The following is a 26,598-nucleotide window of genomic DNA, read 5'->3' on the forward strand; positions in this document are numbered from 1 at the left end:
CCCGTGCCCGCTCCGCGGAGCAGGCCGGGTTCCTTCTTTTCCATACGGAGCGGGTGCGTTGGTTCCTGGGATGATGCTCAATGGTCGCTATCAGGTGGTCCGCAAGCTCGGTGAGGGCGGTGAGGGCGAGATCTTCGTCGCCCGGGACACGGAAAAAGGGCAGGATGTGGCGATTAAACTCCAGCCCGCTCGGACATTCGAATCACTCGCGACCTATGCCGATTATGGCCGGTATATCGGCCAGGAACACGACCGCATGTGGGACGTCCTGGAGATCAAGGGGATCCCGCGGGTCTTCGACCGGGGAACCTTCGGTCGAAGCGACCGGCAATTCCTGGTCATGGAACTGGTGGACGGAGTCACACTCGCCCAGTGGATCGCGGAACACGAGCCGGTCTCGGCCATGGCCGCCGTCTCGGTTGTCGCACAGTTGTGCGAGATCCTCGACCGTCTGCACGCCAAGGCGTACATCCACCGCGATGTCACGCCGAACAACACGATGATCCAGTTCGACGGCTGCGTGCGGTTGCTGGACGTCGGTATCGCGGTCAGGAGTGACGACCTCAACACCGCCCCCGGGGGAAGTCCGGGCTACGCCGCACCGGAGCAGTTCGACCGGCAGGCCAGACTCACCCCGCAGGTCGATGTCTTCGCCCTCGGCGCACTGTTGTTCCAGATGGTCATCGGCCAGTTGCCCTACGACGGCGTGGAGTACCCGTTCGATGGAGCCGAGCGGGCCTTCCCGGCAGGTGCCCGCGCGACGATGCCTGACGACCTGCGCAGCCTGGGGCTGGCGATGGTCTCCCTCGACCCGCGCCAACGCCCCAGGGGGGCGGCCGAGGTGCTCCGCTACCTGCGACCGATGCTGCCCGCGCTCGGGTCGGCCGCGTCCCCGAAGGCGACCAGGCCCGATCCGACGGCCCACTACCGTCGCGGCCTCTGAAAGCCCCCTGCCGCCGTCCGGCCCTCACAGCTGGGACCGCAAACGGTCGATGGCCGCGTCGGGATCGCCCTCGTCGAGCCCGGTCAGCAGGGCCCGGGCGCGGGCGATCCCCTGAGCCGCCATCAAGGGCCGGTCCGCGAGGAGAAGCGTGTCGGCGAGACAGATGAGAGTTCTGGCCTCTCGACTGGAGTAGGCCAGCGACCGGTACAACCGCACCGCCCGGACGAAGTAGGTGACGGCGCTCCTGAGGTCGCCGAGTGCCGCCTTGATCCGGCCCAGACTGAACAGGGTGAACGCCTGACTGTTGACGTCGTCCGTCCCGATCAGCAGGTTCAGCGACCGCTGGCAATACTCCAGGCCGACCCCGTACCGGCGCAGGTCGTAGTGGGCGACGCCAATGCCACTCAGGGCGGTTCCCTGGCCGAGGACGTCCTCGAGCTCCCGGAACGCGGCCAGCGCCGTGGTGAGGTGTTCGAGGGCCTCGCTCGGTGCGCCGTTCTCGCGCAGCATGACCCCCAGCGTGTGGTGGCCGAGGGCCGTGCCGCGCAGGTCTCCGTTCTCCCCGCTCAGCAGTACCGCGCTGCGTAGCTCCCGGGTCGCACGGGCGAGGTCCCCGAGACCGCGGTGGGTGCCGCCGAGCATCCGGTGGACCATGGCGATGTCCGCCGGTGCCGCGACCCGTCGGGCCGCTTCGAGAGCGCCGGTCAGGTGGCGCAGGGCGTCCAGGTAGCGGCCGGAGCGCCATTGGAAGGGGACCAGCACCATCGGCAGCAGCCAGCTGTAACGGTCCAGTTCGCCGGCCTCGGCCGTACCGATCACGGCAGTCAGGGTGGAGTACTCGGCCTCGAACCAGACCATCGCCTCGGCGGCATCCGCCGGGACATCGATGCGGATCCCCTGCGGTCTGCCGATCGGCAGACCGCGGGCCGAGTCCAGGCGGCGGTCGCAGGCCGCAGCGTTCTGCAGCAGGAACTCCAGTACCCGTTCCGCCACCTCGGCCCGCTCGGAGTCGCTCTGCCGCGCCGCCAGTTCGCCGGCGTAGGCCCGGAGCAGATCATGGAGGGCGTAGCGGGACGCGGACGTTTCGGTCACCAGGTTGTTGCGCTGGAGCTCTTCGAATGCATCGCTGAGGCCCACCGGGTCGTCCGGGCTGAGGGCACGCAGTGCGGACCAACTGATCGTGGGGCCAGGGTGCACCGCCAGCTGCCAGAACAGCTGCTTGGCCTCGGGCGGCAACAGATTGTGCGACACCTCGAACGACAGCTGGACACTCGTCTCCTCCGAGCCCAGGTCGAGCAGGCGCAGCCTGGTACTCGCCTCCCGGAGGCTGCGACTGATCTCCCCGATTGCTCCGGCCGGGCGTCGGCGGATTTGCGCAGCGATGATCGTCAGCGCCAGGGGTATGCCCGCGCAGTGCTCGACGAAGTCGTCGAGGAACGGGGCGGCCAGGTTCATGCGCTGCGTGCCGAGCTTCGTCCGCAGCAGTTCGACGGCGGCGCGCCGGTTCAGCGGAGCGAGGTCGACGATGTCGGCGCCCTCGTTGATCCACAGGCTGTGCAGCTGCCGGCGGCTGGTGACGATCGCGGCGCTGCTGCCCGGTCCCGGGAGCAGTTGTCGTACGTGCTGTTCGTCGCGGGCGTTGTCCAGGATGAGGAGGACCGCTCGGTCGGCGAGCGCCGTGCGGTAGGCGGCGAGCATGCCGTCCCGCGTGGGGGTGTCGGGCCGCACGCCGAGGTTGTTCAGCAGTCTCGCGAGTCGGTGGTCGTACCGCTCCGGCTCCCGCGACGAGAAGCCACCGAGGTCGAGGTAGAGGGTGCCGTCCGGAAAGCACTGCTCGACCTCATGCGCCGTCCTGACGGCCAGCAGCGTCTTGCCGACGCCGGGCATACCGCAGACCACCGCGATTCTGGATCGGCCCTCCGTCCGGCCGAGCAGGGTCTTGCTGACCTGGTCGACCTGGGCATCGCGGCCGATCAGGTCAGCCGGCCGGGGCGGAAGCTGGCGGGGCGTCGGACGAGGGGCCATGCCGTGGGTGCCGGTGGGCGTGGGCGTTGCTTCGGGGGCGATCAGGAGGTGCCCGGTGGACCGGCCGAACCGCTGCTCCCAGTCCGTCAGCAGTGGCTCGACCTCGTCCGGCCGCCCCAGGACCGTCAGAGTCCGGACCTTGAGTTCAAGCAGGGTCTCGCTGTCCGGCCAGCGCTCCAGCGCGTCGTCGACGCGCTGGAGCGCGGCACGGTGCTGCCCGCACTCCAGCTCGGCCTGGATGCAGTCGCAGGTCGTTTCCTGGAGCTGGGACAGGAGGGCCTCCCGTCTCCTGACGAACCCGGGGCCGGTCAGACCCTCCAGGGGCTCTCCCCGCCACTCCGCGAGTGCCGACCTGAGTTCAGCGAGCCTGACCGGCGGGTTCGGCGCGCCGGCGGCCCTGTTCCGGTGTTCCTGGGACCGCATGTAGTCGACCTGATGGGCGGCGAGCTGAATGCGGCAGAACCCGTCCCCGTTCTCGACGAAGATATCCGGAACGGCCTGTCGCAGTTTGTGAGAATACTGGCGAATTCGACCAGGTTTCGAATTCTCGCCCGGCCAGACGCAGCTCATGATCTCCACGTGCGAGGCACGCAGGCCCGGTGCCAGCAACAGGGCGGTGAGGAACTGCAGAGTCTTGTGCTGCATCCTTACCCGGACTTCCCCCTCGAGGACCTCCACCCTCCCCAAGATGCGAAACTCCACGTCTGTCGCCTCCTTTCGCAACCCGTCGCGGTCGGCCGATTCACCGACACGGGAAAGCATGCCACGGTCCGGCGATCGGCGGTTAACGTTCGGTTAACGCCCATGGGTTGGCAACCTCTATCGCTTCTGTCAGGCTGATTCCACACCTCACCCCGGCTGGTTCTCGCGCCGGATGCCGCAGTGGCCGCTGTCGAATATTCGGACACGCGAGCGACGGGCCTCGAATCGAAATGTCCGGGGGCGCAGTGTCGCGCTGGAGGGATGCACCACGTGAACAAGGAGAGCGCCATGATTCGGACGCAGCGGAAGCGTATCGGGCACACCGGCAGTACTCGGCCGGCGGACCGTCGGCCGCCCAAGGCGACGGTGCCGCCCCGGCGTCCCCGTCGGCCCCGCCCGGCACCTGTCCCGAAGCCGTCCGGGGAGGTGCGGATGGATCTCCCCTGGAAGCCGGTCTGCCCGACGGCTCACCGGGCCTTCGAGACCGAGCTGTTCGCCGATCTCGAATAGTCGGGGTCGTCCCGCCCGTGCCGGGTCGCCCGGCCCGCCACTGCTGCTGGCTGGGCTACAACCGCACCCGGTGCTCGGCGAGCTGGGCGAGCACCGCGTGGTTGGCCTCCCAGCCGTCGGGGAACTTCACCGTCACGCCCAGCTGGACCGGTTCGGTGGACGGGTGCTCGTCCAGCAGGCCGGCGATGCCCGCGCGGGCGACCACGATGCAGGCGTGCCGGTGGCGGGAGGCCAGGACGCAGAGCCGGCCGGTCTCCAGGTGGAAGGCGGTCGCGTCCGGGCGGCCGGAGAGCGGGTGCAGGACGACGGTGACGTCGTACTCGCGGCCCTGCAGCCGGTTGGCGGTGTCGACGGTGACGGCGGGGCCCGCGGTGGAGTCCACCGGGACGCCCAGGGCGGTGAGGGCGGCGCGGACGGCGGCGGCCTGGTCGCGGTGGGCGGTGCCGACGGCGATCCGGCCGGGGGTCAGCGGGGTGCTGCCCTGCTCGGAGTGGGCGTTCAGGCCGCGGTCGAGCAGCCGGCGCACGGTCGCGGCGACGGCGGCCACCGCCTGCGGGTCGGTCCGCACGGTGAGCCGGGCGGGCAGCTCCAGCAGGGCCCAGCCGTGCTCGGCGGCCTCGTCGATCGCGGCGTCCACGGCGGAGCCGTCCGGAGGGCTGGAGGGGATCAGCAGGCGATCGCCCGGCCCGGTGCCCGAGCGGAACGGCGTATAGGGGTAGAAGGCGGTGGAGATCAGCGGTGCGGCCGAGGCCGGCAGCCGCCAGGAGACCGGCAGCCGGTGCGGCACGATCGCCGGGTTGTGTGCCAGCAGGGTCACCACCGCGCTGCTCGACGGGTCATAGGAGAGCCCGGCCCACTGCTCGGTGCCGACCACCGTGAACGGGTCCAGCTGGCCCGGGTCGCCGACGAAGAGCGCGCGCTCGAAGAGCCGTGCGACGGCGAGCAGCGCGTCCGACCGCATCTGGTACGCCTCGTCCACGATCGCGTGCCGCCACGGGTCGACGTCCTTGACCCACTGCCACTTGGCGGCGGTGGAGACCACCACGTCCAGTTCCAGCAGGTCGGCGGGCTTGCTGGAGGCGGTGACGTTCGGGTGGCGCAGCGCCTCGGGGGCGGGCCGGGCCTCGCTGCCGTGCAGTCGGCCGACGGTCAGGTCCGGGGCCTTGAGCGCCAGCCGGTCCACCAGGTCGTCGACCTGGCTGTTGGTCTGGGCGACGATCATCAGCCGCTCGCCGGCGCCGACCAGCTCCTGGGCCGCCCTGACCACCAGGGTCGACTTGCCCGCGCCGGGCGGGGAGTCCACCACCACCCCGCGCGGGGCGCGGGCGGCGGGGCGGACGGTCGCGTCCAGGATCGCGGCCACGGCGGCGTCGGCCGCCGCACCCGGATCGGTGCCGCGGCTGACACCCGGCGAAGGCTGGAGAGGGCTCACAGTGCTGGTCATTCCCACTCTTCGGCAGCGGTAGGCGAATCCTGGGCGGCGGACGGGGGACCACCGTGCGTCCAGGGGGTGTCGTCCGGCTCCGGCAGCGGGGCGGACTGGCGGGCGGTCAGCTCGAAGAGCGTGAAGGTCACCCGCTCACCCACGGCCGGCAGCGAGCCCGGCTCGGGCTCCTTCTTGCGGCCCATCCCGGAGGCGACCCGGACGGTGATCAGGCCCTGCCCGGGATCGACCGCCGTGATCACCGCCTTCTGGACGCTCGGCCCCCAGGCCCGGTGCACCTCGCGACCGAGGTCGGCGTGCGGGTGGTCGGTGGTGCGCACGGTCAGCAGCGGGCGGGGCTTGGGGGTGCGCCCCGAGGTGTCCCAGTCGGGGACCAGCTCGGTCACCTCACCGCTGAACGCCTCGCCGGCCAGGCGTCGTTCGGCCATCGCCAGCGGGTCGTCCAGCGCCTCCTGGACGTCCGTGCGGACCTGTTCGCGCTCGCGCTGGGCGAGTTTGCGGGCGGCGGTGACGGCGTCGTCCCGGCGGGGTTGCGGCGGCTCGCCGGCGGCGACCCGTTCGCGGTGGCCGGTGAAGGACCAGCGGTCGCTCTCCCAGCGCTCGGGCAGATGGGCGCCCGGTGGCAGGGTGCGCAGCAGGTCCAGGCCGTGCCAGACGTCGTGCCAGGTGGGCAGCATGACGGCGTGGAGCAGCGTGCGCAGCTGCTCCACGGCCCGCTCGGCGGACGCCTGCGCGCTCTGTGCGCGCGGACTCTCCGGGCCGTCCTCGTCCTGCGCGTGGCGCAGTGCGGCGAGGGCGGCGTCGTAGCGGCCGATCGCCGGGCCGAGCAGCTTCTCGTCGAAGCGCGGGTCGGTGGTCGGGCCGGCGGGCGGGTGCAGCAGCTGGCCGCGCTCGTCCCGGCCGCTCTCCACCAGCCGGGCGGCCTCGGCGCCGGGCAGCTCGGACGTCGCCCGGTGCCAGGCGAGTTGGGCGCCCAGGTGCTGGTCCTCCAGCTGGCTCTGGCCGGTCGCCCAGTGCCGGGCCAGCAGGCCGGTCATCGGCAGCAGCAGGCTGGAGCCCGGCACCTTGGCCCGGTCGGTGAGATGGGTCAGCCAGCGCCCGAGCAACGGAACCTGGGCCGGCGCGGGGTAGCGGCCCGGATCGGGGTCCTCGGCGGTGCGGCGGAACCGGGTGGCCCGGCCGAGCAGTCCGAGATGCTGCACCGCGCCGTGATTGGGGACGATCACCTGCGGTGCGTCGGCGCTGAGTTCGCGGAAGGTCACGATCTTCTCGCCGGTCTGCGGGTCCTTCTCGGAGCCCTCGATCCGCTCGACCTCGGCGGCGCACGACTCCAGATAGGGGAGCAGGTCGGCCGCGAAGGCGGCCAGGAAGGCGTACCGCTGGCCGCGGTTGAGCGGCTGCGGGACGATGTGCAGCCGCGGCGCGCTGCGGTCGGTGCCGAGCAGGACGGCCAGCGGCGCGCCGTCCTCGGCGGCTGCCGCGAGCGGAACCAGTACGAGCGGCCGGTCGGACAGGTGCCGGTGGCGGACGGTGGCCAGCGGCTCGGCGTGGCCGCTGCGTACGGCCTCCAGCCGGGCCAGTGTGGAGAGCAGGCTCATCCGGCCACCGCGCCCGCCATGGCCTGCGCGCCGAGCGCCTCGGCGCGCAGGGCGGCCGCATAGCCCAGCCGGGCCGCCGCCTCGTCGCCCTCCGGGGCGTCGCCGTGCGCGGCGGCCAGCGCCTCACCGACACTGCGGATGCTGCCCAGTTCGCCGCGCACGCCGCGCCCCAGCTGCTCGACCGCGCCCTCGCAGCGCGCCTGCGAGCGGCAGTGGAACCCCAACTCGCAGCTGGACAGGCACTCCGGGCTGTACGCCGCCGGCACCGACTCCACCGCGGCCGTCAACTCTGCCACCGGGCGCGTCGGTTGTCCGGCGACGTCCGGGACGAGGTCGAAGCTTGTGCCGGGCGGCAGCGCGTCCAGCAGTTCGTCGATCCGCGTCATCCGGGCCAACTGGCGCCGGGTGGTGGCAAGTTCGCGCCGGATGTCGATCAGCTCGGCGGTCGGACGGTTGCTGAAGTCCTCCGGGCAGACCAGCAGGACGGACAACTCGGGGCTGCCGGGCAGCTCCTGGGTGTCGTACGGCCCGCTGTCGGCCCGCTGCCCGGCGGCCTCCTGGAGCGCGAGCACGTACACCGCCGCCTGCCGGGCGGCCGCGCCGACCTTGGCCGGGTCGGCCGCCCCGTCGAGCACCGGGAAGGACTTGATCTCGACCACCGTGCAGCGCCCGCCCCGCACCACCACGGCGTCCGGCTCCAGGTAGGCGGGGGAGCCGGCCACGGTCAGCCGGAGCATCGGGTGGTCCAGCAGCGTCCAGGCGGCGGGCTCGGCGACCGCCTCGGCCAGCGCCTGTGCGGTGCGCGCGGCGCGAGCGGCCGGGCCGGAGCGCGGCAGCAGGTCCGGTACCCGCAGCGGGGAGTCGTCCCCGGCCGGCAGGCCGAGCCGGCTGCGCAGCGGATCCAGCAGCGCCGCGCAGCCGTCGGCTTTCAGCCGGGCCTCGAAGATGTTGCCGCGGGCGATCGCGAACGGCGAGCGCCCGAACGGCGCCGGCTGCCCGAGGCGGTCGGCCAGGGCGGTCTTGTCCACTCCGGCGGCGTCCAGCAGTGCACGGCGGCGGCAGCCGGGGTTGGCCGCGAGGGCGGCGAGGGCACGGGCGTCGAGGCCCGCTGCTCGGCCCCGCCGCGCAGTGACGCCAGCCGCTGGGCCGGGTTCCCGGGGTGCACGATCTGCTCGGTTCGAGTGACGTTCATGGTGTTCGCCAGTGTTGCATCCGGGTCGGACAGTCGGGGGCGAACCGTGCCAGTGCGGCCGCCGGGGACGGGTGGGGGATCATGGGAGGGAGCTTTCGACCACGCCCAGGTACTCAGGAGCCACCCGATGCCCGCACGCCTGATCCTCGTCCGCCACGGTGAGACCGCCTGGTCCGCGAGCGGCCAGCACACCGGCCGCACCGACATCCCGCTCACCGACGAGGGCCGCGCGATGGCCCGGGCGCTCGGCGCCCGGCTGCACCGCGCGCCGTGGCGCGGCCTGCCCGACGCCCTGGTGCTGACCAGCCCGCTCTCCCGCGCGCGGGAGACCTGCGAGCTGGCCGGCTTCGGCGCCCGCGCGGTGGACCGTCCCGAACTCATGGAGTGGGACTACGGCCTGTACGAGGGCCGTACCGGCGTGGAGATCCGCAAGACCGAGCAGCCGAACTGGCTGATCTGGCGCGACGGCGTGCCCGGTGGCGAGAAGCTCTCCGAGGTGGCCGCCCGGGTGGACCGGCTGCTCGCCGAGCTCAACGAGGAGCACGGCACCCCGCACCCCGAGACCACCACCATGCACTGTGCCGACCGCGATGTGATGATCTTCGCGCACGGCCACCTGCTGCGGGTGCTGGCCGCGCGCTGGCTGGGCCTGGCGCCCGAGTACGGTCAGCGCCTCAAGCTGGGGACGGCCGCGCTCTCGGTGCTCTCCTGGGAGTACGGGCTGCCCGCGCTGGAGGTCTGGAACGACCTCAGCCACCTGGACACCCTCGCCGACGCCTGACGCGCCGGGCTCTCAGGCGGCCAGCGCGCTGTCGTAGCCGGCCAGGAAGACCCGCACCTCGCAGACCGAGCCGTGACTGCGCAGCCGGGCGGCGGTGTCCGCGAGCATGCCCCGGATCCGGGCCGACCGGACGCCGCTGAGCAGGCCGACCGCGGCGCAGCCGTGCTCGGCCGCGCCCGCCAGGTCGCCGCGGCCGAGCCGGTCGTGCGCCAACTCGGCGGTGTAGAGCGCCCGGTTGCGGACGAACTGCGGCTCCTGGAGCGCTATGGCCAGCCCGGCCTGCTCGCTGGCCCGGTCCCACTCGCCGAGCGAGGACCAGCACTGCGCCTCCAGGCCGGCGATCTCCGCCTCGCCGTAGAAGGACATCCACTCCGGGTCGCCGTCGCCGTCGCCGCGCTCGAAGAGGGTGTGCGCGCGGACCAGCGCCCGCTCGAAGGCGGCCCGGTCCTGCAACACCGCCCAGGCGCCGGCCTCGCGCATCGCGAGCAGCGAGAGCAGCCGGGCGGAGTCGAGGTGGCGGGCCGCGCTCTGGCCGGCCTGGGCTGCCCGCAGCGCCTCCCGCGGCCGGCCGGCGTCCCGGGCCAGGAAGGCGCTGTTGCAGAAGACATGGGCCTCCAGCGCCGGGTCGTCGGCCATCCGCGCGGTGGCCAGCGCCTCGGCGTAGAAGGAGCGGGCGTCGGCCAGCCGGTTCGAGTCGTGCGCCAGCCAGCCGACCGAGATGGCCAGTTCGCCGGCCGTGGACTGCAGCAGACGCTCGGTGCTGAGCGAGTACTCGCCCTCGTTGAGCAGCACGTAGGCGCTGCGCAGGGACTGTCCGGCCTCGTCGAACAGGGTGTCGGCGCCGTGCAGGTCGTCGGCCAGCCGGATGTCCCGGACGGCCTGTTCGACGATGCGGACGTCGGCCGAGCCGACTTTTCGGGGGGCCGGGCGGTGCTGGCGCGGGAAGGCGGGGCGGGGGGTCGCGGCCCGGGCCGGTGCGTCCAGACCGAGCACGCTGGCCAGGGCGGTGGGACCGCCGTTCAGGAACGTACGGCGACGCACGTCGTCGTTCTCCTCGTCGGGATGGTGCGGTTCGGGCGGTGCCGGTCGACGGTGCGGCGGGCACCGCCGGACGGCTGTCCGGGGCGCGAAGCCGAGGTCCTCCAGCGACCGGTCCGGCCACATGTGGCGGAATACCCGCTCGTACGCGTAGTTGGGGCAGCGGATCTCGCCGGCCTCCACGCGTCCGATGTACCGGGCGTCGCAGGACACGTGTTCGCCGATGTCCCGGGCTGCCCGGCGGATCGCCACGGCGAACTCCGCGGGGGAGAGATTGCCGCGCAGCTCGCGCATCGCGGCGTTGGGGGTGGGCGCGGCGGGGGCGGTGGCTGCCATGGTGCGCTCCGAGGTGGTGCGGGGCGGTGCCGGTTGGTGCGGGGGTGGTGCGGGTTTCTTCGGGGGACGACAGTACCGGCTGTCATGAGGTGCTCACAGTGCGTTTGGCGGAAAATAGCGGATATATGCCGCCAAATCGGGCACCTGCCTGGCTTTCTGCCATGAAATGCCATGGCTTGCTGTAAAGCGCCCCGTGGCCATCCGGCCCTCCGGACCGTTGTGTTGACAACGGAGTAGCCGGCCCCGCCCGACACCTCCGACCAATTTCATAGCACCAGTTCATTTGTCTCACTGACGCACCCTCAGACTGCCTGGCCGAGTCGAGGAGTGGGCAGCGGGAGAGGGAACACGAGGGAAACAGGAGGCTCGCACCATGGCCACCGCAATGCCGCCATTCCGCAGTCCGCTCGCTGGGGGTGCGTCGGGGGGTGCCCTCGGGAGTGTGCCGGAGGGGGCGGTCCCTCGCCGCCCGTCCGCCACCCCGGGCGCCCAACAGGCCTGCGACACCGTCACGGTCGCGCTCCGGCACGGTCTGGAGACGGTCGACATCCTCCGGCTGCGCCGAGCCTGCGGCTCCGCCCTGCAGGGCACCGCCGGGGCGACCGTGAGCTTCCTGGTCCCGGCCGGGACGGCCGAGGGCTGGCGGTTGCCCGGCACCTCCTGTACGCCCGGCGCCGCCGTGCTGCCTCCCACCGATCCGCGCTGGCTGGTCCCGCCGGCCGGTGCCAACGGCGCCCCCGCCGCCACCGACCCGTGGATCCTGCGCTCCGTCCTCTGCGAGGCCGCCTGCACCCTCACCGCAGGTGGCCTCGGCCCGTTCTGAGCCGCTCCCCGCCCGTCCCGCAGGCCCACCGCACCCCCTCCACCTGCGCGTTCTCACCTCCCTCGGGGGATACTTCGCCCCATGGGACGAGACCGACGCGCCTCCCGCGGGCCGCGCAGCAACACCCCCGACCACGACACCGACGCCACCTCGGGCAGCAGTGCCGGGAGCGGCGCCGACGCCGGCGGCGTCCGGGCGCAGCGCACCGACACCGGCCTCGCCGAGCTCGTCCCCGACCGTGACCGTCCGCAGGCCTGGTCCCTGCTGCTCGACGGCGCCCCGCAGTCCCACGTGGACCTGGCCGACCCCACCCGCCTGAGCTTCGAGTACCAGCGCCGCCTCGGCCACGTCGCCGATCTGGCCGGCCCGCCGGGCAAGCCGATCCGCGCCCTGCACCTGGGCGGCGGCGCCCTCACCCTCGCCCGCTACGTCGCCGCCACCCGCCCGCGCTCCCGCCAGCAGGTGGCCGAGCTGGACGCCGCGCTGACGGAGTGGGTCCGCACCCAACTCCCGTTGCAGCAGGGCTGGCAGATCAAGGTCCGCGGCGCCGACGCCCGTGCCGTCCTCGAACGTGCCCCCGAGGCTGCCGCCGAACTGGTCATCGCCGACGTCTTCTCCGGGGCCCGCGTCCCCGCGCACTGCGCCACGCTGGAGTTCGCCACCCTGGCGGCCCGGGCCCTCGCCCCCGGCGGGCTCTACGCCGTCAACATCGCGGACGGCGGCGGGCTGCCCTTCGCCCGCTCCCAGGCGGCCACCCTGCTGGCGGTCTTCCCGGAGGTCGCGCTGATCGCGGACCCGGCCGTGCTGCGCGGCAAGCGCTTCGGCAACCTGATCCTGGTGGCCGCTCAGACCGCACTGCCGATCGCCGAGTTGACCCGCCGGACCGCCTCCGACTCGGCCCTCGGCCGGGTCGAGCACGGCAAGGCCCTCGCCGACTTCACCGGCGGCGCCGCCGTGGCGACGGACGCCGCCGCCGCCCCCTCGCCGACCCCGCCCCCGGGCGTCTTCCGCGCCTGAGGCCTTGGCGGCGGGCGCTCAGTGCCCGCCGGGGAGGCCGCGGTGCTTGTACATCGCGGCGCCCGTCAGCAGCAGGCCCGCGGCGATCGGGATGAGGACGGCGCCCTGCGAGTCGGCGGCGCTCAGTGGGTCGGCAGCCGCGGTGTAGCGGGCGGCGACGGTCCAGCCGCTGCCGGACCCGGTGGCCGCGCCCCGGTCGGCGCCGTCGGCGGGCCCGGTTCCGGCGAGGCCGCCGAACCCGTCGGCGTCGGCGCCGCCGGGAGCTCCGACGATGCCGCGTCCGCTGTCGCGGGAGGCCGCGAGCCCGGCGGTCCGCGCCGCGAGGACGGCCTCCGACGCCGCGTCGGCCGGGTGGGCCGGTCGCGCCACGGCTCCGTCCGCCCGCCCGGTCGGATCGGTGCCCCACCCGCCGTCACCGGCTCCGCCCCCGGAGTCCTCCGCCGACAGCCCGACCCCCGGCACACCGCCCGCCCGCGCCGCCGGGATGGCGCCGAACCGCTCCGCCGCGCCGCCCGAAGCGCTCGCCGACGCGTCACGCCCGCCACCGGCGCTCCCGGCCGACGGACGGGACGAACCCGGCCCGCTCGCCCCACGCCCCGACGGCTGCGCGGGCACGGTGGGCAGCAGGACGGCCGCGATGGCGAAGGCGTCCGGGACGGCCGTCGCCTGCCCCGGCAGCGGGAGGCCGCCGGCCCGGATCTGGCTGCGCAGCAACTGGTCCACGGTGCCGGTCGAGCCGGATGAGCCGGACGCGTCGGGTGCCGTGGCAGGCCCGGGCAGCAGGGACGGCTCACCCGGTCGGTCGGCAGCCGCTCGGCCGACCGCCGTGCCGCCGTCCGTCGACCGGACGACGTCGACCGGCGGCCCGCTCGCGGCGCAGGCGCTGCTCACGCCGAATCCCAGCCCCCAGACGTGAGCCAGAACCGCCCCGCCGGCGGCCAGGGTTCGGGGCCGGGGACGGGGCAGCCGACCGGCCACCGGAGAAGCCGGGGTGGGACCCGGGGCGGCGACGTGCGGATCCGACGGGTGATTGGCTTGCACGTGAGGGCAGAACGAGCCGGGACCCCGGAAGGTCACGCCGGGGTCCCGGGCCCCGGGCGGCGCGGCCGGGCCCCGGACGGGCGGATTTCGGCCGGATCGACCGTCCAGGAGCCCGACCGGGGCGCAGGCCGCGGGAGTTGGGCCTTCAGGAGTTGGGCCTCAGGAGTTGGGGCGCAGCGTCCAGAGCACGGTCATGATCCCGGTCACCGCGCCGTCCTCGCGGGTGATCTCCACGGTGACCGGGAACTCCGGCCGCTCGCCCGCGTCCAGCTCGGCGACGATGTCGGCCACCGGACGGCCGAGGACCGCGGTCGCGGTGACGACGCCCTTGGCCAGCTTCTTGTAGGCGATCTCCGCGCTGACCGCGAGCGGCACGGCGCGCGAGAGCTGGTCGCCGAAGGCCGCCAGCACGATGCAGCCGCTGGCCGACTCGGCGAGGGTGAACATCGCACCGGCGTGCGGTCCGCCCACGTGGTTGTGGAACTCCGGCTGGTCGGGGAGCTGCAGCACAGCTCGCTCGGGGCTCGTCTCCAGGTAGGCGAGCTTGAGGGTGCGGGCCATCGGGACGGTGGAGTCCAGCAGCTGGCCGATCGTGGGTGTGGTCATGAAGAACATGTTACTTACGAGTAGCTTCGCTGGGCAGGGGGGTGCCGCGGAAGTTTGCCCGGAAGGACGGCCAAGGGGGAGGGGCCGGCGGGAAGGAGCCGGAAACGACTTGAGGGTCTGATCTCCATGGAGATCAGACCCTCAAGTGATGGGGTGAGTAACGGGACTCGAACCCGCGGCCACCTGGACCACAACCAGGTGCTCTACCAACTGAGCTATACCCACCATCTGTCCGGGGCGTTCCCGCTCCGACAGAAAGAACTCTACAGGATCCGGGAGAGTGATCGTGCCAGGGTTTCGGTCGTCCCCGGAGTGGCCGTGGTCACGTCCGGGCCGACCACGGCCGAGCGGCTCAGGCCGACGGGATCTGGTGCTTGGCGGCGACGGCCCGCGCGGTCTCGGTGTCCGGCCCGGGGGCCGGGACGAACACCGCCTCGCGGTAGTAGCGCAGTTCGGCGATGCTCTCCCGGATGTCCGCCAACGCCCGGTGGCTGCCGCCCTTCTGCGGGCTGTTGTAGTACGCCCTCGGGTACCAGCGGCGGGCCAGCTCCTTGATCGAGGAGACGTCCACGATCCGGTAGTGCAGGTGCCCCTCCAGAGCGGGCATGTCCCGGGAGAGGAAGCCGCGGTCGGTGGCGACGGAGTTGCCGCAGAGCGGGGTCTTGCCGGGTTCCGGGGCGTGCTCCCGGATGTAATCGAGCACCAGCTTCTCGGCCTCGGCCAGCGTGACCCCGTCGGCGAGCTCGGTGAGCAGGCCGGAGGAGGTGTGCATGGTGCGCACCACCTCCGGCATGGTCTCCAGGGCCTCGTCCGGCGGGCGGATCACGATGTCCACACCCTCGCCGAGGATGTTGAGCTCGGAGTCGGTGACCAGGGCGGCGACCTCGATCAGGGCATCCCGATCGAGGTCCAGGCCGGTCATTTCACAGTCGATCCACACCAGACGGTCGTTCACACAGGTCAGCCTACGGCGCGATCCCGCGATGCGGGCAGCGGGAGGCCGTCGGTCGTCCCGTCCGGCGCGGCCGAACGGTCGTCCTCCGGTACCGGGCGGCCTGACGGCAAGTCGCCTGACGGCTGCTCGCCCTGCCCGGGCCCACCCTGCGCCTGAGCACCCTGCGCCTGGGCACCCTGACCGGGCCCGCCCGACGGCGGCCCGCCCGCCCGGTCGCCGGCCGCCCGCTGCTCGGCACCGGGCGGCTGGGCGCCGCGGCCGGCCGGTGCCCGGCCCGCGATCCGGGCCGCGCCCGGTCCGGTCTCGGACTGCCGGGGATCGGACTGCCGCGCCGACCCGCCACCCGGCTGCGCTCCGGCCGGCCGGATCAGCGGCTGCCGGGGCGCTCCACCCGTCATCGGGCCGAGCCGCCCGTCGGGCGAACCGGCCCGGCCGAGGCCGCTCGCCGCGTCGGGGGAGGGACGGTCGGGACGGTGCCCCGCGCCCTGGCCGCGTGCGCTCGGCTGGGAGTGGCCGTCCTCCGCGACCGCGTGCTCCACCGGCCGTGCCGGACCGCGCCGGGTGGCCGGACCGGGCTGCGGCGGGACGTGCGGACGTATCCGGTTCTTGGCCGGACTGGGCAGCGCCGGCTGCGCCGAGGCGGCCCGGCCCTGCGACGGGTGCCCGGGTTGGCCGAACGGCCCGCCCGCGCCCTGCCCCTGGCCGGCCCCCTGGCCGTGCGGCGGCTGCCCCTGGACGTGACCCGAGCCGGGACCGCCCTGGCCGGACGCCCCCGCACCGGACCCCGGTCCGGCCGCGCCGCCGCCCGCACCGGTCGCCGCGGACTGTCCCGCGAACGGCGTCGCGCCCGAGCCCGTGGGCGTGCCGAGCGGACGGTCCGCCGACCCGCCCTGGGCCGGCACCCCGACGCTCGGGGGCGGACCGGGGCGGCGCGCCCGGTAGGTCGTCCGATAGGCCGCCGGAGAGACGCCCAGCTGCCGCCGGAAGTGCCCGCGCAGCGCCACCGGCGAGCGGAAGCCGCAGCGCCGCGCCACGTCGTCGACGGACAGCTCCGAGGTCTCCAGCAGCCGCTGCGCCTGGAGCACCCGCTGGGTGATCAGCCACTGCAGCGGGGCGCTGCCGGTGAGCGTGCGGAAGCGCCGGTCGAAGGTCCGCCGGCTCATGTACGCGCGTGCGGCCAGGACCTCCACGTCGAACTGCTGGTTCAGGTTCTCCAGTGCCCAGGTCACGACCTCCGCCAGCGGGTCGTTCCCGATCTCCTCTGGTAAAGACTGATCGATGTACTGGGCCTGTCCGCCCCCGCTGCGGCGGTTGGGCACCACCAGGCGGCGGGCCAGGGCGTTGGCGGCCTCGGCGCCGTGGTCGCTGCGGACCACGTGCAGGCAGAGGTCGATGCCCGCCGCGGTGCCCGCCGAGGTCATCACGTCGCCGTCGTCGACGAAGAGCTCGCGCGGGTCGACGTGCACCCGCGGGTACCGCTTGGCGAGCGTGGGCGCGTACATCCAGTGGGTGGTGGCGGGCCGGCCGTCCAGCAGGCCGGCCGCCGCCAGCACGAACGCGCCGGTGCACAGGCCGATGATCCGGGCACCCTCGTGGTGGGCCTTGCGCAGTGCCGCGATCGCCTCGACCGGGGGCGGCTGCGAGATCGACCGCCAGGCGGGGACGACGATGGTACCGGCCCGGGCGAGCGCCTCCAGCCCGAACGGTGCGGTGAGGGTCATGCCGCCGGTGGTGGTGAGCGGGCCGTCCTCGCCGGCGCAGACCAGCAGGCGGTAGCGCGGGACGCCGGCGTCCTGGCGGTCCACGCCGAAGACCGAGAGCGGGATCGAGCTCTCGAAGATCGGCGCTCCGCTGAAGATCAGCACCGCGACGGTCTCCCGGCGGCGGCGTCCGGAGAGCTTGCGCGGAGCGTTGCCGATCAGCGTGGCGGTGCCCGCGCTGCCGGGGGCCGCGCCGCTGACGGTGTGTCCGGTGCCACCGGGGGTGCCGGCGCTCGCGCCGTTCCCGCCGCCGTTCCCGCCGTTCCCGCCGGAGCCGGCGGGGCTCGCGGCCCCGGCGTTCCCGGCGGCGTGCCCAGTCGTGCCGATGTGGTGCCCCTGCTGCCCCTGCTGGCCCGTGGCCGGGAACTCCTGATGGAGCGTCCGTCCGGTGCCGCCGGACGCGGGTCCGCCGCCCGGCCCCGGTCCGAACCCGGTGGCGGCCGCGAACTGGGGCCGGACGGGAAGCGCCTGCGGAGCGAGCGGGGCAGTACTTCTCGGGACATGCCCCGTGCGACCGGCCGGGGAGTGGCCGCCGTCAGGACCTGTCTCGCTCCTGCTCACCCTGTTCAAGGCGCCCAAGCCCCCTCGGTGGTGTGGTGTGGTGATGCGGCACTGCTCACAAGATCGAATCTACTGGGTGGACCGTTGCCGTTGTGACAAGTTCACCATCCGACGCTATGTCGACATGGCAATTTGGCGTGATGCATTCGATCACGAAGCGTGGCACCCGTCGACCCCCCTGGGAAGGGGGCAACCGGATCGGTGGCTGGTTGCCGTCCCGCGGTTCCCCGGGTGCCGGGGACGGTTTCCCCCGTCCGACGTTCTGGACTGCGGGAATGCCCAATCGCTGCTGATCGAGCTGAATGTGACTGAAAATCGGCGTTGCGGAGAAGGGGCGCGCAGTGCTCGCGCACGCCCGGCCGTGCCGACTTTAGCGCCCTCGGCGGGTCGCGTGTGGGCGATGACGATGCTTCAGGGGGCCGATGGTGAAGCGGCGATGGGCCGATGGGCGGGTGACCTGCGGTCGGCCCCGCGGTGCCTGACGGGACGTCCGTCCGGGGGCGGTGCGTCGACGGCCGAGGGGATCGCGGCCGGCTCGAACAGGCCAACGACGCCGGCGCCGACGGCGTACCCGTCCGCGCGACGCTCCGCCTCGGCCCGGTCGGCCGCCGGCCGCTGCCGCGGAGTCCGTACCGGCCGCGCAGGACCCCTGCGCGGACCATCACCACGGCGCACGCGGGCGGGCGGCCGGAGGAACGGGTGGATCCGGTCAGCCCACCGGGACGGGTGTGACCGGTGGGGCGGAAGTCGCTGCTGTGATCACCGGGTCCGGCTTGACGACAGCTGCTTTTTCAGCCGAGCGTTCCGCGACGGACCGGCCGGCGACGGGCCGCGCCGCCCGAGCCGTCCGCGCGGCCCGTCCGCCGGGTACCCCGGTTACGGCCGGTACCGCGGCCCCTGCCGCCCCCGCGGGCGCGGCAGGCAGCCGGACCGCCTCGCGCTCCCGCTCGGGCACGGTGGACGCCGCCAGGACCATCGCCACCGCCTGGGGGAAGTCTCCGGCGCTCAGGGTCGGCCGGTAGCCCAGCTCGGGCCAGGGGCGCCCGTGGTGCAGCCAGACGCTCCGGAGCCCGGTCGCCTCCGCGCCCGCGATGTCGGCGGGTGCGTGGTCGCCGACCACCCAGCTCTGCGCCGTCCAGTCGGCCGTGAGGGCGATCCCGCACCGCTGGGCGGCGATCTCGAAGATCAACGGGTCCGGCTTGGCACAGCCGGCCTCCTCGGAGACCACCCAACCGTCGACCAGCGCCCCGAGTCCGGTGCGCCGGATCTTCTCCACCTGCGGCCCGGTGCCGCCGTTGCTGACGATGGCCAGGGTCCAGCCGGCGGTGCGGGCGGCACCGAGTGCCTCCAGGTGGGAACTGGGGCAACTGATGTGGGAGTTGATCCCGCGGCGGTAGTGGGCGAGGAGGAAGTCCATGGAGTGGTCCAGGCCGTATCTGCGCTGTGTGGCCCCCAGGACGGTGCTGCGCGGGACGTATCCGCCGCCGTCGATGGTCGCCAGCCAGTCGAGGTCGCCCGGCGGGAGTCCGAACTCACTCAGGAACCCCTCGGCCCAGGCCCGGAAGGCGAAGTCGCGGGGGAGCAGCGTGTTGTCGAGATCGAGCAGCAGCAACGGCATGGCGTGCATGCTGCCAGCGCCGGGACGCGGGAGGAAGCGTGTGCCGACGATCGGTGAGCAGGTAGGCCCGTCTGGCCGAAGATCGGCCCTCGGCTACGCTCCCCGATCGCCCGCATACCGTCTGTGGTGGGCCTGTTGCATCGAAAGCCTCCGTCAGGCAAGCTCCAGGGAACCCTGGGAGCCGGGGGCGCGTCCGGTGCTGAGGGGCGCGCGTTGGAAGGCTCACGCCGCGGCCATTCGCGGGATCGTTGCCGTACTCGGCCGCAATGGCTGGGCGGCTACCTCCGGTCGTCGTACGCTGAAAGGAACAGGTCACCGACGGTGCTGATCGGCCTCCACCGACTTCGTGCCAATGACATGGCCTGCCACCAGGGCAGCTCTGTCCCCGCTGTCCTCCCTGTCGGCCCATCTCACTCGAAGAGTCTCGATTCATGGCCGGTTTTGAGCCTCCCCGATCCGTCGGCCCACCCCGTTCCCCCGGGGCGGCGGATTTCTCCCGCACGGAGCCCACGGACCTCACGGACTCCCGGACTCGACAGTCGCAGCTGCCGCTCCCCTCTCCCGCACTCTCCTCACCCCGCCGTGCCCGTCTCGGCGGTGGGTCGTTGCGCCGTGGCTGGCCCAAGCCGCGCCAGCGCCGCGAGGACCAGGTGAGCGCGCCGACCGGCGGCCCGGACGGGTTGGACGGCTCCGGTACGGCCGGCGGCCCCGGGATGCGGCCTCGGCCGACGGCCCAGGCCGCCGCACGGGAGGGCCGTCCGCCCACGCTCCAGCCCGAGACGGTACGGCCCTGCGACCCGGCCTTCCAGCACGGCGTGGTGGTCGGCTTCGACGGGTCGCTCTCCAGCGAGCGCGCCTTGGCCTACGCGGTCGGGATGGCGCGCCGGTCCAACTGCGGCCTGGTCATCGTGCACGTGGCCAACCGCCTGCCGGCGACCGTCTGGGCGGGCTGCGAACCGCCCGTCTTCGTGGACCTGCCGGACCACCGCACCGAGGTGCTGGGCCTGGAACTGGCCTGCGCCGACTTCCTCGCCGGCGTCCCGTGGATCCTGGTCGAGCGCGGCGGCGACATCTGCCACGAGATCGAGGAGGTCGGCAAGGAGTACGCGGCCGACGCGATCGTGGTGGGCACCACGCACGGGCTGCTGGGCAAGCTCTTCGGCTCGGTGTCCGGTCGGCTGGCCCGGCGCGCCAACCGCCCGGTGGTCGTGATCCCCTGACGGCGTACGGCAGCTGATCGCGGGGGTGGCCACCGACCGGCGGCCACCCCCGAGTTGCGTGCTACATGCCCAACTCGCGGGCGATGAGCATCCGCTGGACCTCCGAGGTGCCCTCGCCGATCTCCAGGATCTTCGAGTCGCGCCAGAAGCGGGCCACCGGGTACTCGTTCATGAAGCCGTAGCCGCCGTGGATCTGGGTGGCCTCACGGGCGTTGTCGACGGCCGCCTCGGACGAGTAGAGCTTCGCGATGGCTGCCTCCTTCTTGAACGGTTCGGCGAGCAGCAGCCGGGAGGCCGCGTCCCGCCAGGCGAGGCGTGCCATGTGGGCACGCGTCTCCATGTCGGCGATCTTGAACTGGATGACCTGGTTGGCCCCGATCGGGCGCCCGAACGCGCGCCTGGTCGCGGCATAGCTCAGTGACTGGTCGACGCAGCCCTGGGCCAGACCCGTGGACAGCGCTGCGATGGCGATGCGGCCCTCGTCGAGGATCCGCAGGAACTGGGCGTACCCACGGCCCTGCTGGCCGAGGAGGTTGGCTTCGGGGACTCGGCAGTCGGTGAAGGACAGTTCGCGGGTGTCGGAGGCGTTCCACCCGACCTTGGAGTACTTCTTCGACACCTGGAACCCGGGGGTGCCGACAGGCACGATGATGGAGGAGATCTCCCGCTTTGACGAGGGCTCAGCTCCCTCTTCACTCGAACGAGCGAGCGGTTCGGTCAGGGCGGTGACGGTGACCAGACCGGTGACGTCCGTACCGGAGTTGGTGATGAAGCACTTCGTCCCGTTGATCACCCACTCCCGGGTGACCTCGTCGAACCGCGCGGTGGTGCGGGTGGCGCCCGCGTCCGAGCCGCCCTCGGGCTCGGTCAGGCCGAACGCCCCGAGCATCTCGCCCGACGCCAGTCGCGGCAGCCACTCGCGCTTCTGCTCCTCGGTGCCGTAGCGGTAGATCGGCATGGCGCCCAGCGAGACGCCCGCCTCCAGGGTGATGGCCACCGAGGAGTCCACCCGGGCGAGTTCCTCCAGCGCGATGCAGAGCGCGAAGTAGTCACCGCCCATCCCGCCGTACTCCTCGGGGAAGGGCAGGCCGAAGAGGCCCATCCGTCCCATCTCCTTGACGATCTCGTACGGGAACTCCTCGCGCTCGTAGTAGTCGCCGATCGTCGGGGCGACCACGTCGTTGGCGAACTCGGCGACGGTGCGGCGCAGTTCCTCGTACTCGGAATCCAGGCGGTGGTCGATCACGGTGATCCTCCAGGGGGTTCGGCCGGGGCGGTGTCAGCGGGGAGGGGGAGGGGCGGCGCGGGCCGCCGCAAGCGGGGTTCGGGTATGCCGCGGCCGGCCGTCGGCGGCTGACCGGGGTCAGGCCGACGGCCGAGGGCGGACCGTTGGGCTCGGGTCAGACCGACCGGTACATGGTGGGTGGTCTAAGACCCGGTCAGGGCCTGGACGGCGCGGGACGGGCTCGGCCGCCCCAGCTGCTCGGCCATCCAGGCGCTGGTGGCGGCGAGTCGGGGGAGGTCCACCCCGGTCTCGATGCCGAGGCCGTGCAGCATCCACACCAGGTCCTCGGTGGCGAGGTTGCCGGTGGCGCTCTTCGCGTACGGGCAGCCGCCGAGGCCGCCCGCCGAGGAGTCCACGACGGTGACCCCGCAGCGCAGCGCGGCCAGGGTGTTGGCCAGCGCCTGCCCGTAGGTGTCGTGGAAGTGGACGGCGAGCTGCCCGACCGGCACGCCGGCCCGGTCGAAGCCGTCGAGCAGCGCGGCGACCTGGCCCGGGGTGGCGACGCCGATCGTGTCGCCCAGGCTCAGTTCGGTGCAGCCCAGTTCGATCAGCCGCAGTCCGGCGGTGACCACCTGCTCGGGTGCGACCGGCCCCTCCCAGGGGTCGCCGAAGCACATCGAGAGGTAGCCGCGCACCGGTACGCCCGCCGCGGTGGAGCGTTCCACCACCGGACGGAACATCTCCAGCACCTCGGCCACCGACCGGTTGAGATTGCGCTGGGCGAAGGTCTCGGTCGCGCTGGCGAAGACCGCGATCTCCGTCGCACCGTGCGCGAGCGCACGGTCCAGGCCCCGCTCGTTGGGGACCAGGACGGGCAGCCGCAGGCCCTCGAAGCGCTCCCGCAGGCCCGCCAGCCGGGGCATCAGCTGCTCGGCGTCGGCCAGCTGCGGCACCCACTTCGGGTGGACGAAGCTGGTGGCCTCCACGGTGCTCAGCCCGGCCTCGGCCAGCCGGGTGATGAACTCGGCCTTCACCTCGACCGGGACCAGCGCGCTCTCGTTCTGCAGTCCATCGCGTGCGCCCACCTCGTGGATGCGCACCCGGGCGGGCAGCGTGGGATCGGCCACCGGGCTCGGCAGGCCGAGCTCCAGCACTCCGGGCTCCTGAGCGGTCGTCACGACGCCACCGTCCCCTCGACGTTCCCGGTGCTCTCCTCGTCCTCGGGCAGCACGACGGCGAGCAGCTGCTCCATGGCGACGGTGGCCCCGGCGGTCACCGGCAGTTCGCTGACCGTGCCGTCGTGCGGCGCGGCGATCACGTGTTCCATCTTCATGGCCTCCAGGACCAGCAGCGCCTGGCCGCGCCGGACCTGGTCGCCGACCGCGGCCTTGACCACGGTGACGGTGCCGGGCATCGGCGCGGTGAGCGCTCCGTGGTGGGCGTCGGCGGCGGTGGCGCGGTCGGCCACCGGGTCGTACGGGTGCACCGCCCAGTTGTCGCCGCCCATGCCGAGCCAGATCACCGGACCGGCGGCGGCCGGCGAGGGGGAGTCGTCGGTGGCGTGGGTGAGCGTGATCCGCAGGCCGTCGAGGGTGAGCGAGAGATCGGTGGCGCCGAGCACGGCGCGGGCCCGCCGGATCGGCCCGTCGTTCAGGCGAACCTGCAGGTCGGAGAAGGTTTCCGAGGAACTGTCAGTGCCCTCGACTACGGTGTCCGCACTGACGGGTCGTACGAGAACCGACACCGGGTCGTGCCCGGCGATCCGGAGTCGGTGCGTGGTCCAGGCCGGTTCGCCGGCCAGTCGCCAACCGGAGGGGAGTGCGAAGGGGTCGGTCCAGCCGTCGGGGGTGGCGGCGGGGACGAGCCGCAGATGCCGCGCGAGTGCCGCGGCGAAGTAGACGGTGTCCGGGGCGCCGTCGACCGCAGTCGAATCGGCACGGTCGTGCTGGTCGGCCAGCAGCGCGGGGTTCTGCTGGGCGGCGCGTTCGACCAGGCCGGTGTCCAGCCGGCCGGCGACCACGTCCGGGTGGGCCAGCAGCCTGCGCAGGAAGCCGGCGTTGGTGGTCAGTCCGAGGATCCGGGTGTCCGCGAGCGCGGCGCGCAGCCGGAGCAGCGCGGTCTCGCGGTCGGGACCGTACGCGATGACCTTGGCCAGCATCGGGTCGTAGGCGCTGGTGATCGAGGTGCCCGCGGTGAGGCCGGAGTCGACCCGGATGCCCTCGCCGCGCGGCTCGTCGAGCAGCAGGATCCGGCCACCGGTCGGCAGGAAGTCCCGCGCGGGGTCCTCCGCACAGATCCGCGCTTCGATGGCGTGACCGAGAAAGGAGACGTCCGACTGGGCGAACGACAACGACTCACCCGCGGCCACCCGGAGCTGCCACTCGACGAGGTCGAGCCGTCCCGGGCCCGGTGCACCCGGCCCGGCCGACTCGATCGCGACGGCCAGTTCGGTGACCGGGTGCTCCACCTGGAGGCGGGTGTTCATCTCCATGAAGAAGAAGTCGCGGACCTCGCCGGGCGCGGGGTCGGTGCCGCCGGGCACGATGAACTCCACCGTGCCGGCGCCGGTGTAGCCACAGGCCTCCGCCGCACGGACGGCGGCGGCCCCCATCGCGGCCCGGGTCTGCGGGTCGAGCAGGACGGAGGGTGCCTCTTCGATGAGCTTCTGATGCCGACGCTGGAGGCTGCACTCCCGCTCACCGAGGTGCACGGTGGTCCCGTGGACGTCCGCCAGCACCTGCACCTCGATGTGCCGGGGCCGGTCGACCCAGCGCTCCAAGAGCAGGGTGTCGTCACCGAACGCGGTCCGGGCCAGACGGCGGGCGGCGGCGAGTTCGGCGGGCAGCTCGGCCGGATCGTGGACCAGCCGCATGCCCTTGCCGCCGCCGCCGGCCGAGGGCTTGATCAGCACCGGGTAGCCGATCTCGTCGGCGGCCAGCACGAGTTCCTCGTCGCTCGCCGCCCCGCCGCGGCTGCCCGGCACCACCGGGACGCCGACCGCGCGGACGGCCTCCTTGGCGTTGATCTTGTCGCCCATCAGCTCCACCGCCTCGGCGGGCGGGCCGATGAAGACCAGCCCGGCCTCGGCGCAGGCCCGGGCGAACCCCGGGTTCTCGGCGAGGAAGCCGTAGCCGGGGTGGACGGCCTGCGCGCCGGTGCGCAGCGCCGCGGCGATGATCTGATCGCCGCGCAGGTAGGTCTCGGCGGCGGTGCTGTCACTGTGGTCGGCCGGCCCCAGCCGGACGGCGACGTCCGCCTCGCGGACGTGCCGGGCGTCGGCGTCGGCGTCGCTGTAGACGGCGACCGACCGGACGCTGAGCCGTCGCAGGGTACGGATGACCCGGACGGCGATCTCGCCGCGATTGGCGACCAGAACGGTGTCGAACATGGGAGGCGTTCCTCCGGGGCGAGGGAGAGCGGTGCGAAGACGGGGGGACGGGTGACCGGAGGTCGTCACATCCGGAACACGCCGTACGGTGCGGGCGCGGCCAGCGGGGCGTTGGAGCACGCGGTCAGGGCGAGGCCGAGCACCGTCCGGGTGTCCATCGGGTCGATCACGCCGTCGTCCCAGAGCCGGGCGGTGGCGTAGTACGCGTTGCCCTGCCGCTCGTACTGCTCGCGGACGGGGCGGCGGAACTCCTCCTCCGCCTCGGCGGGCCACTCCTCGCCGCGCGCCTCGAACTGGTCGCGGCGCACCGTGGCGAGGACCGACGAGGCCTGCTCGCCGCCCATCACCGAGATCTTCGCGCCCGGCCACATCCACAGGAAGCGCGGCGAGTAAGCCCGGCCGCACATCGAGTAGTTGCCGGCCCCGTACGAGCCGCCGATCACGACGGTCAGCTTCGGTACCCGGGTGCAGGCTACGGCGGTGACCATCTTGGCGCCGTGCTTGGCGATGCCGCCGGCCTCGTACTGCCGCCCGACCATGAAGCCGGTGATGTTCTGCAGGAAGACCAGCGGGATGCCGCGCTGGTCGCAGAGCTCGATGAAGTGGGCGCCCTTGAGCGCGGACTCCGCGAAGAGCACGCCGTTGTTGGCGACGATCCCGACCGGGTGGCCGTGGATCTTCGCGAAGCCGGTCACCAGGGTGGCGCCGTACTCGGCCTTGAACTCGGCGAAGCGGCTGCCGTCCACCAGGCGGGCGATCACCTCGCGGACGTCGTACGGGGTGCGCGGGTCGACCGGCACCGCGCCGTACAGCCCGGCCGGGTCGACGGCGGGCGCCTCGACCGGCGTGAGCGGCCAGGGCCGGGCGGCGCGCGGGCCGAGACCGTCCACGATGGTGCGCACGATCGAGAGCGCGTGCTCGTCGTTCTCGGCCAGGTGGTCGGTCACCCCGGAGGTGCGGGAGTGCAGTTCGCCGCCGCCGAGCTCCTCGGCGGTGACGATCTCCCCGGTGGCCGCCTTCACCAGCGGCGGGCCGCCCAGGAAGATGGTGCCCTGGTTGCGGACGATCACGGCCTGGTCGCTCATCGCCGGGACGTAGGCGCCGCCCGCGGTGCACGAGCCGAGCACGGCCGCGATCTGCGGGATGCCGGCCGCGGAGAGCCGGGCCTGGTTGTAGAAGATCCGGCCGAAGTGGTCGCGGTCGGGAAAGACCTCGTCCTGCATCGGCAGGAAGGCGCCGCCGGAGTCCACCAGGTAGATGCAGGGCAGCCGGTTCTCCAGCGCCACCTCCTGCGCCCGCAGGTGCTTCTTCACGGTCATCGGGTAATAGGTGCCCCCCTTGACCGTGGCGTCGTTGGCGACCACCATCACCTCGCGCCCGGCCACCCGGCCGATGCCCGCGATCACGCCGGCCGCGGGCGCGGCGCCGTCGTACAGGCCGTCGGCGGCGAGCGGGCTGATCTCCAGGAAGGGGGAGCCCGGGTCGAGCAGGGTGTCCACGCGGTCGCGGGGCAGCAGCTTGCCGCGGGCGGTGTGCCGGTCGCGGGCCTTGGCACCGCCGCCGAGCGCTGCGGCGGCCAGCTTGTCGCGCAGTTCGGCGACGAGCGCCCGGTGCGCCTCGGTGTTCGTCCGGTAGGCGGCCGAGCCGGCGTCGGCCGCGGACCGCAGCCGGGGTGCCGGTGCGGCCGAGGCCGGGCTGGTGGCGGCGTCGGGTGTCGACAGGGCCATCCCAAGAGCTCCCTTGCTCCCGGAAACCAGGCGAGCGGGGAGGCCTGGTGGACCGCCGTCGCCAAGTTAATGGTGGTTAACTCCTGCC

Annotated in this window: 18 protein-coding genes, 1 tRNA gene and 1 pseudogene; 5 read left to right on the forward strand and 15 right to left on the reverse strand. The window is 73.4% G+C overall.

The genetic code is table 11. The features are described from left to right. The first annotated feature begins 58 nt into the window (after window positions 1-58). Window positions 59-943 carry a serine/threonine protein kinase gene (locus BS80_RS05340; RefSeq protein WP_157535926.1) on the forward strand — a complete coding sequence of 295 codons (885 nt, stop codon included), beginning with the start codon at window positions 59-61 and terminating at the stop codon, window positions 941-943. Window positions 944-967: 24 nt separating this feature from the next. Here the strand turns inward: BS80_RS05340 and BS80_RS05345 are convergent, their stop codons facing one another. The 4 genes from BS80_RS05345 to BS80_RS05360 all read right to left on the reverse strand — a co-directional run bounded on the left by BS80_RS05345 (window position 968) and on the right by BS80_RS05360 (window position 8,250). Beyond that, entirely contained in the window at window positions 968-3,613 is a 2,646-nt protein-coding gene (locus BS80_RS05345) for an ATP-binding protein (RefSeq protein ID WP_157535929.1), read from the reverse strand. A gap of 622 nt (window positions 3,614-4,235) precedes the next feature. Next, complete coding sequence (locus BS80_RS05350) at window positions 4,236-5,624, reverse strand: AAA family ATPase (RefSeq protein WP_051966081.1); 1,389 nt, start codon at window positions 5,622-5,624, stop codon at window positions 4,236-4,238. Continuing rightward, window positions 5,621-7,222, reverse strand: coding sequence for a hypothetical protein (locus BS80_RS05355; protein ID WP_035793742.1), 1,602 nt, complete (start codon window positions 7,220-7,222; stop codon window positions 5,621-5,623). The genes BS80_RS05350 and BS80_RS05355 overlap by 4 nt, the downstream gene beginning before the upstream one ends. Then, the gene (locus BS80_RS05360) at window positions 7,219-8,250 is read right to left on the reverse strand and encodes a PD-(D/E)XK nuclease family protein (protein WP_408607344.1); all 1,032 of its coding nucleotides are present in this window, start codon (window positions 8,248-8,250) and stop codon (window positions 7,219-7,221) included. The genes BS80_RS05355 and BS80_RS05360 overlap by 4 nt, the downstream gene beginning before the upstream one ends. A 291-nt stretch (window positions 8,251-8,541) precedes the next feature. Here BS80_RS05360 and BS80_RS05365 point away from each other — a divergent pair, with 291 nt between their 5' ends. After that, window positions 8,542-9,195 (forward strand): histidine phosphatase family protein, encoded by a 654-nt coding sequence (locus tag BS80_RS05365; RefSeq protein WP_035793745.1) that lies wholly within the window; start codon window positions 8,542-8,544, stop codon window positions 9,193-9,195. A gap of 12 nt (window positions 9,196-9,207) precedes the next feature. Here BS80_RS05365 and BS80_RS05370 read toward each other — a convergent pair whose 3' ends face one another. Further along, window positions 9,208-10,569: a hypothetical protein gene (locus BS80_RS05370; RefSeq protein ID WP_035793747.1), complete on the reverse strand. Its 1,362-nt coding sequence runs from the start codon at window positions 10,567-10,569 to the stop codon at window positions 9,208-9,210. A gap of 442 nt (window positions 10,570-11,011) precedes the next feature. On the opposite strand from BS80_RS05370, the gene BS80_RS05375 reads away from it, so the two are divergent. Next, on the forward strand, window positions 11,012-11,392 hold the full coding sequence (locus tag BS80_RS05375) for a hypothetical protein (RefSeq protein ID WP_035793750.1): 381 nt from the start codon (window positions 11,012-11,014) through the stop codon (window positions 11,390-11,392). A gap of 81 nt (window positions 11,393-11,473) precedes the next feature. Beyond that, the gene (locus BS80_RS05380; protein ID WP_083974264.1) at window positions 11,474-12,409 is read left to right on the forward strand and encodes a spermidine synthase; all 936 of its coding nucleotides are present in this window, start codon (window positions 11,474-11,476) and stop codon (window positions 12,407-12,409) included. 18 nt (window positions 12,410-12,427) lie between these two features. On the opposite strand, the gene BS80_RS05385 is transcribed toward BS80_RS05380, so the two are convergent. From BS80_RS05385 to BS80_RS05410, 6 genes and pseudogenes are all read right to left on the reverse strand, one after another. Then, entirely contained in the window at window positions 12,428-13,300 is an 873-nt protein-coding gene (locus BS80_RS05385) for a hypothetical protein (protein WP_035793753.1), read from the reverse strand. 309 nt (window positions 13,301-13,609) lie between these two features. Beyond that, entirely contained in the window at window positions 13,610-14,056 is a 447-nt protein-coding gene (locus BS80_RS05390) for a DUF4442 domain-containing protein (protein WP_035793969.1), read from the reverse strand. Between the two features lie 149 nt (window positions 14,057-14,205). Beyond that, a tRNA-His gene (locus BS80_RS05395) sits at window positions 14,206-14,281 on the reverse strand. A gap of 127 nt (window positions 14,282-14,408) precedes the next feature. Beyond that, entirely contained in the window at window positions 14,409-15,011 is a 603-nt protein-coding gene (gene orn, locus BS80_RS05400) for an oligoribonuclease (protein ID WP_035793755.1), read from the reverse strand. Window positions 15,012-15,883: 872 nt separating this feature from the next. Further along, a pseudogene (locus BS80_RS05405) lies at window positions 15,884-16,933 on the reverse strand (helix-turn-helix domain-containing protein); the annotation flags it as partial. 1,108 nt (window positions 16,934-18,041) lie between these two features. Beyond that, the gene (locus tag BS80_RS05410; protein ID WP_063771901.1) at window positions 18,042-18,950 is read right to left on the reverse strand and encodes an HAD family hydrolase; all 909 of its coding nucleotides are present in this window, start codon (window positions 18,948-18,950) and stop codon (window positions 18,042-18,044) included. A gap of 713 nt (window positions 18,951-19,663) precedes the next feature. Here BS80_RS05410 and BS80_RS05415 point away from each other — a divergent pair. After that, window positions 19,664-20,170: a universal stress protein gene (locus BS80_RS05415; protein WP_035793974.1), complete on the forward strand. Its 507-nt coding sequence runs from the start codon at window positions 19,664-19,666 to the stop codon at window positions 20,168-20,170. Between the two features lie 61 nt (window positions 20,171-20,231). Here the strand turns inward: BS80_RS05415 and BS80_RS05420 are convergent, their stop codons facing one another. The 4 genes from BS80_RS05420 to BS80_RS05435 form a co-directional block, all read right to left on the reverse strand. Next, window positions 20,232-21,413 (reverse strand): acyl-CoA dehydrogenase family protein, encoded by a 1,182-nt coding sequence (locus tag BS80_RS05420; protein ID WP_035793976.1) that lies wholly within the window; start codon window positions 21,411-21,413, stop codon window positions 20,232-20,234. Window positions 21,414-21,598: 185 nt separating this feature from the next. After that, on the reverse strand, window positions 21,599-22,546 hold the full coding sequence (locus BS80_RS05425; RefSeq protein WP_035793978.1) for a hydroxymethylglutaryl-CoA lyase: 948 nt from the start codon (window positions 22,544-22,546) through the stop codon (window positions 21,599-21,601). A gap of 23 nt (window positions 22,547-22,569) precedes the next feature. After that, the gene (locus tag BS80_RS05430; protein WP_035793757.1) at window positions 22,570-24,783 is read right to left on the reverse strand and encodes an acetyl/propionyl/methylcrotonyl-CoA carboxylase subunit alpha; all 2,214 of its coding nucleotides are present in this window, start codon (window positions 24,781-24,783) and stop codon (window positions 22,570-22,572) included. Between the two features lie 65 nt (window positions 24,784-24,848). Further along, entirely contained in the window at window positions 24,849-26,510 is a 1,662-nt protein-coding gene (locus BS80_RS05435) for a carboxyl transferase domain-containing protein (RefSeq protein ID WP_051966085.1), read from the reverse strand. Window positions 26,511-26,598: the final 88 nt, after the last annotated feature.

The organism is Kitasatospora mediocidica KCTC 9733, assembly GCF_000744225.1.
Lineage (GTDB): Bacteria > Actinomycetota > Actinomycetes > Streptomycetales > Streptomycetaceae > Kitasatospora > Kitasatospora mediocidica.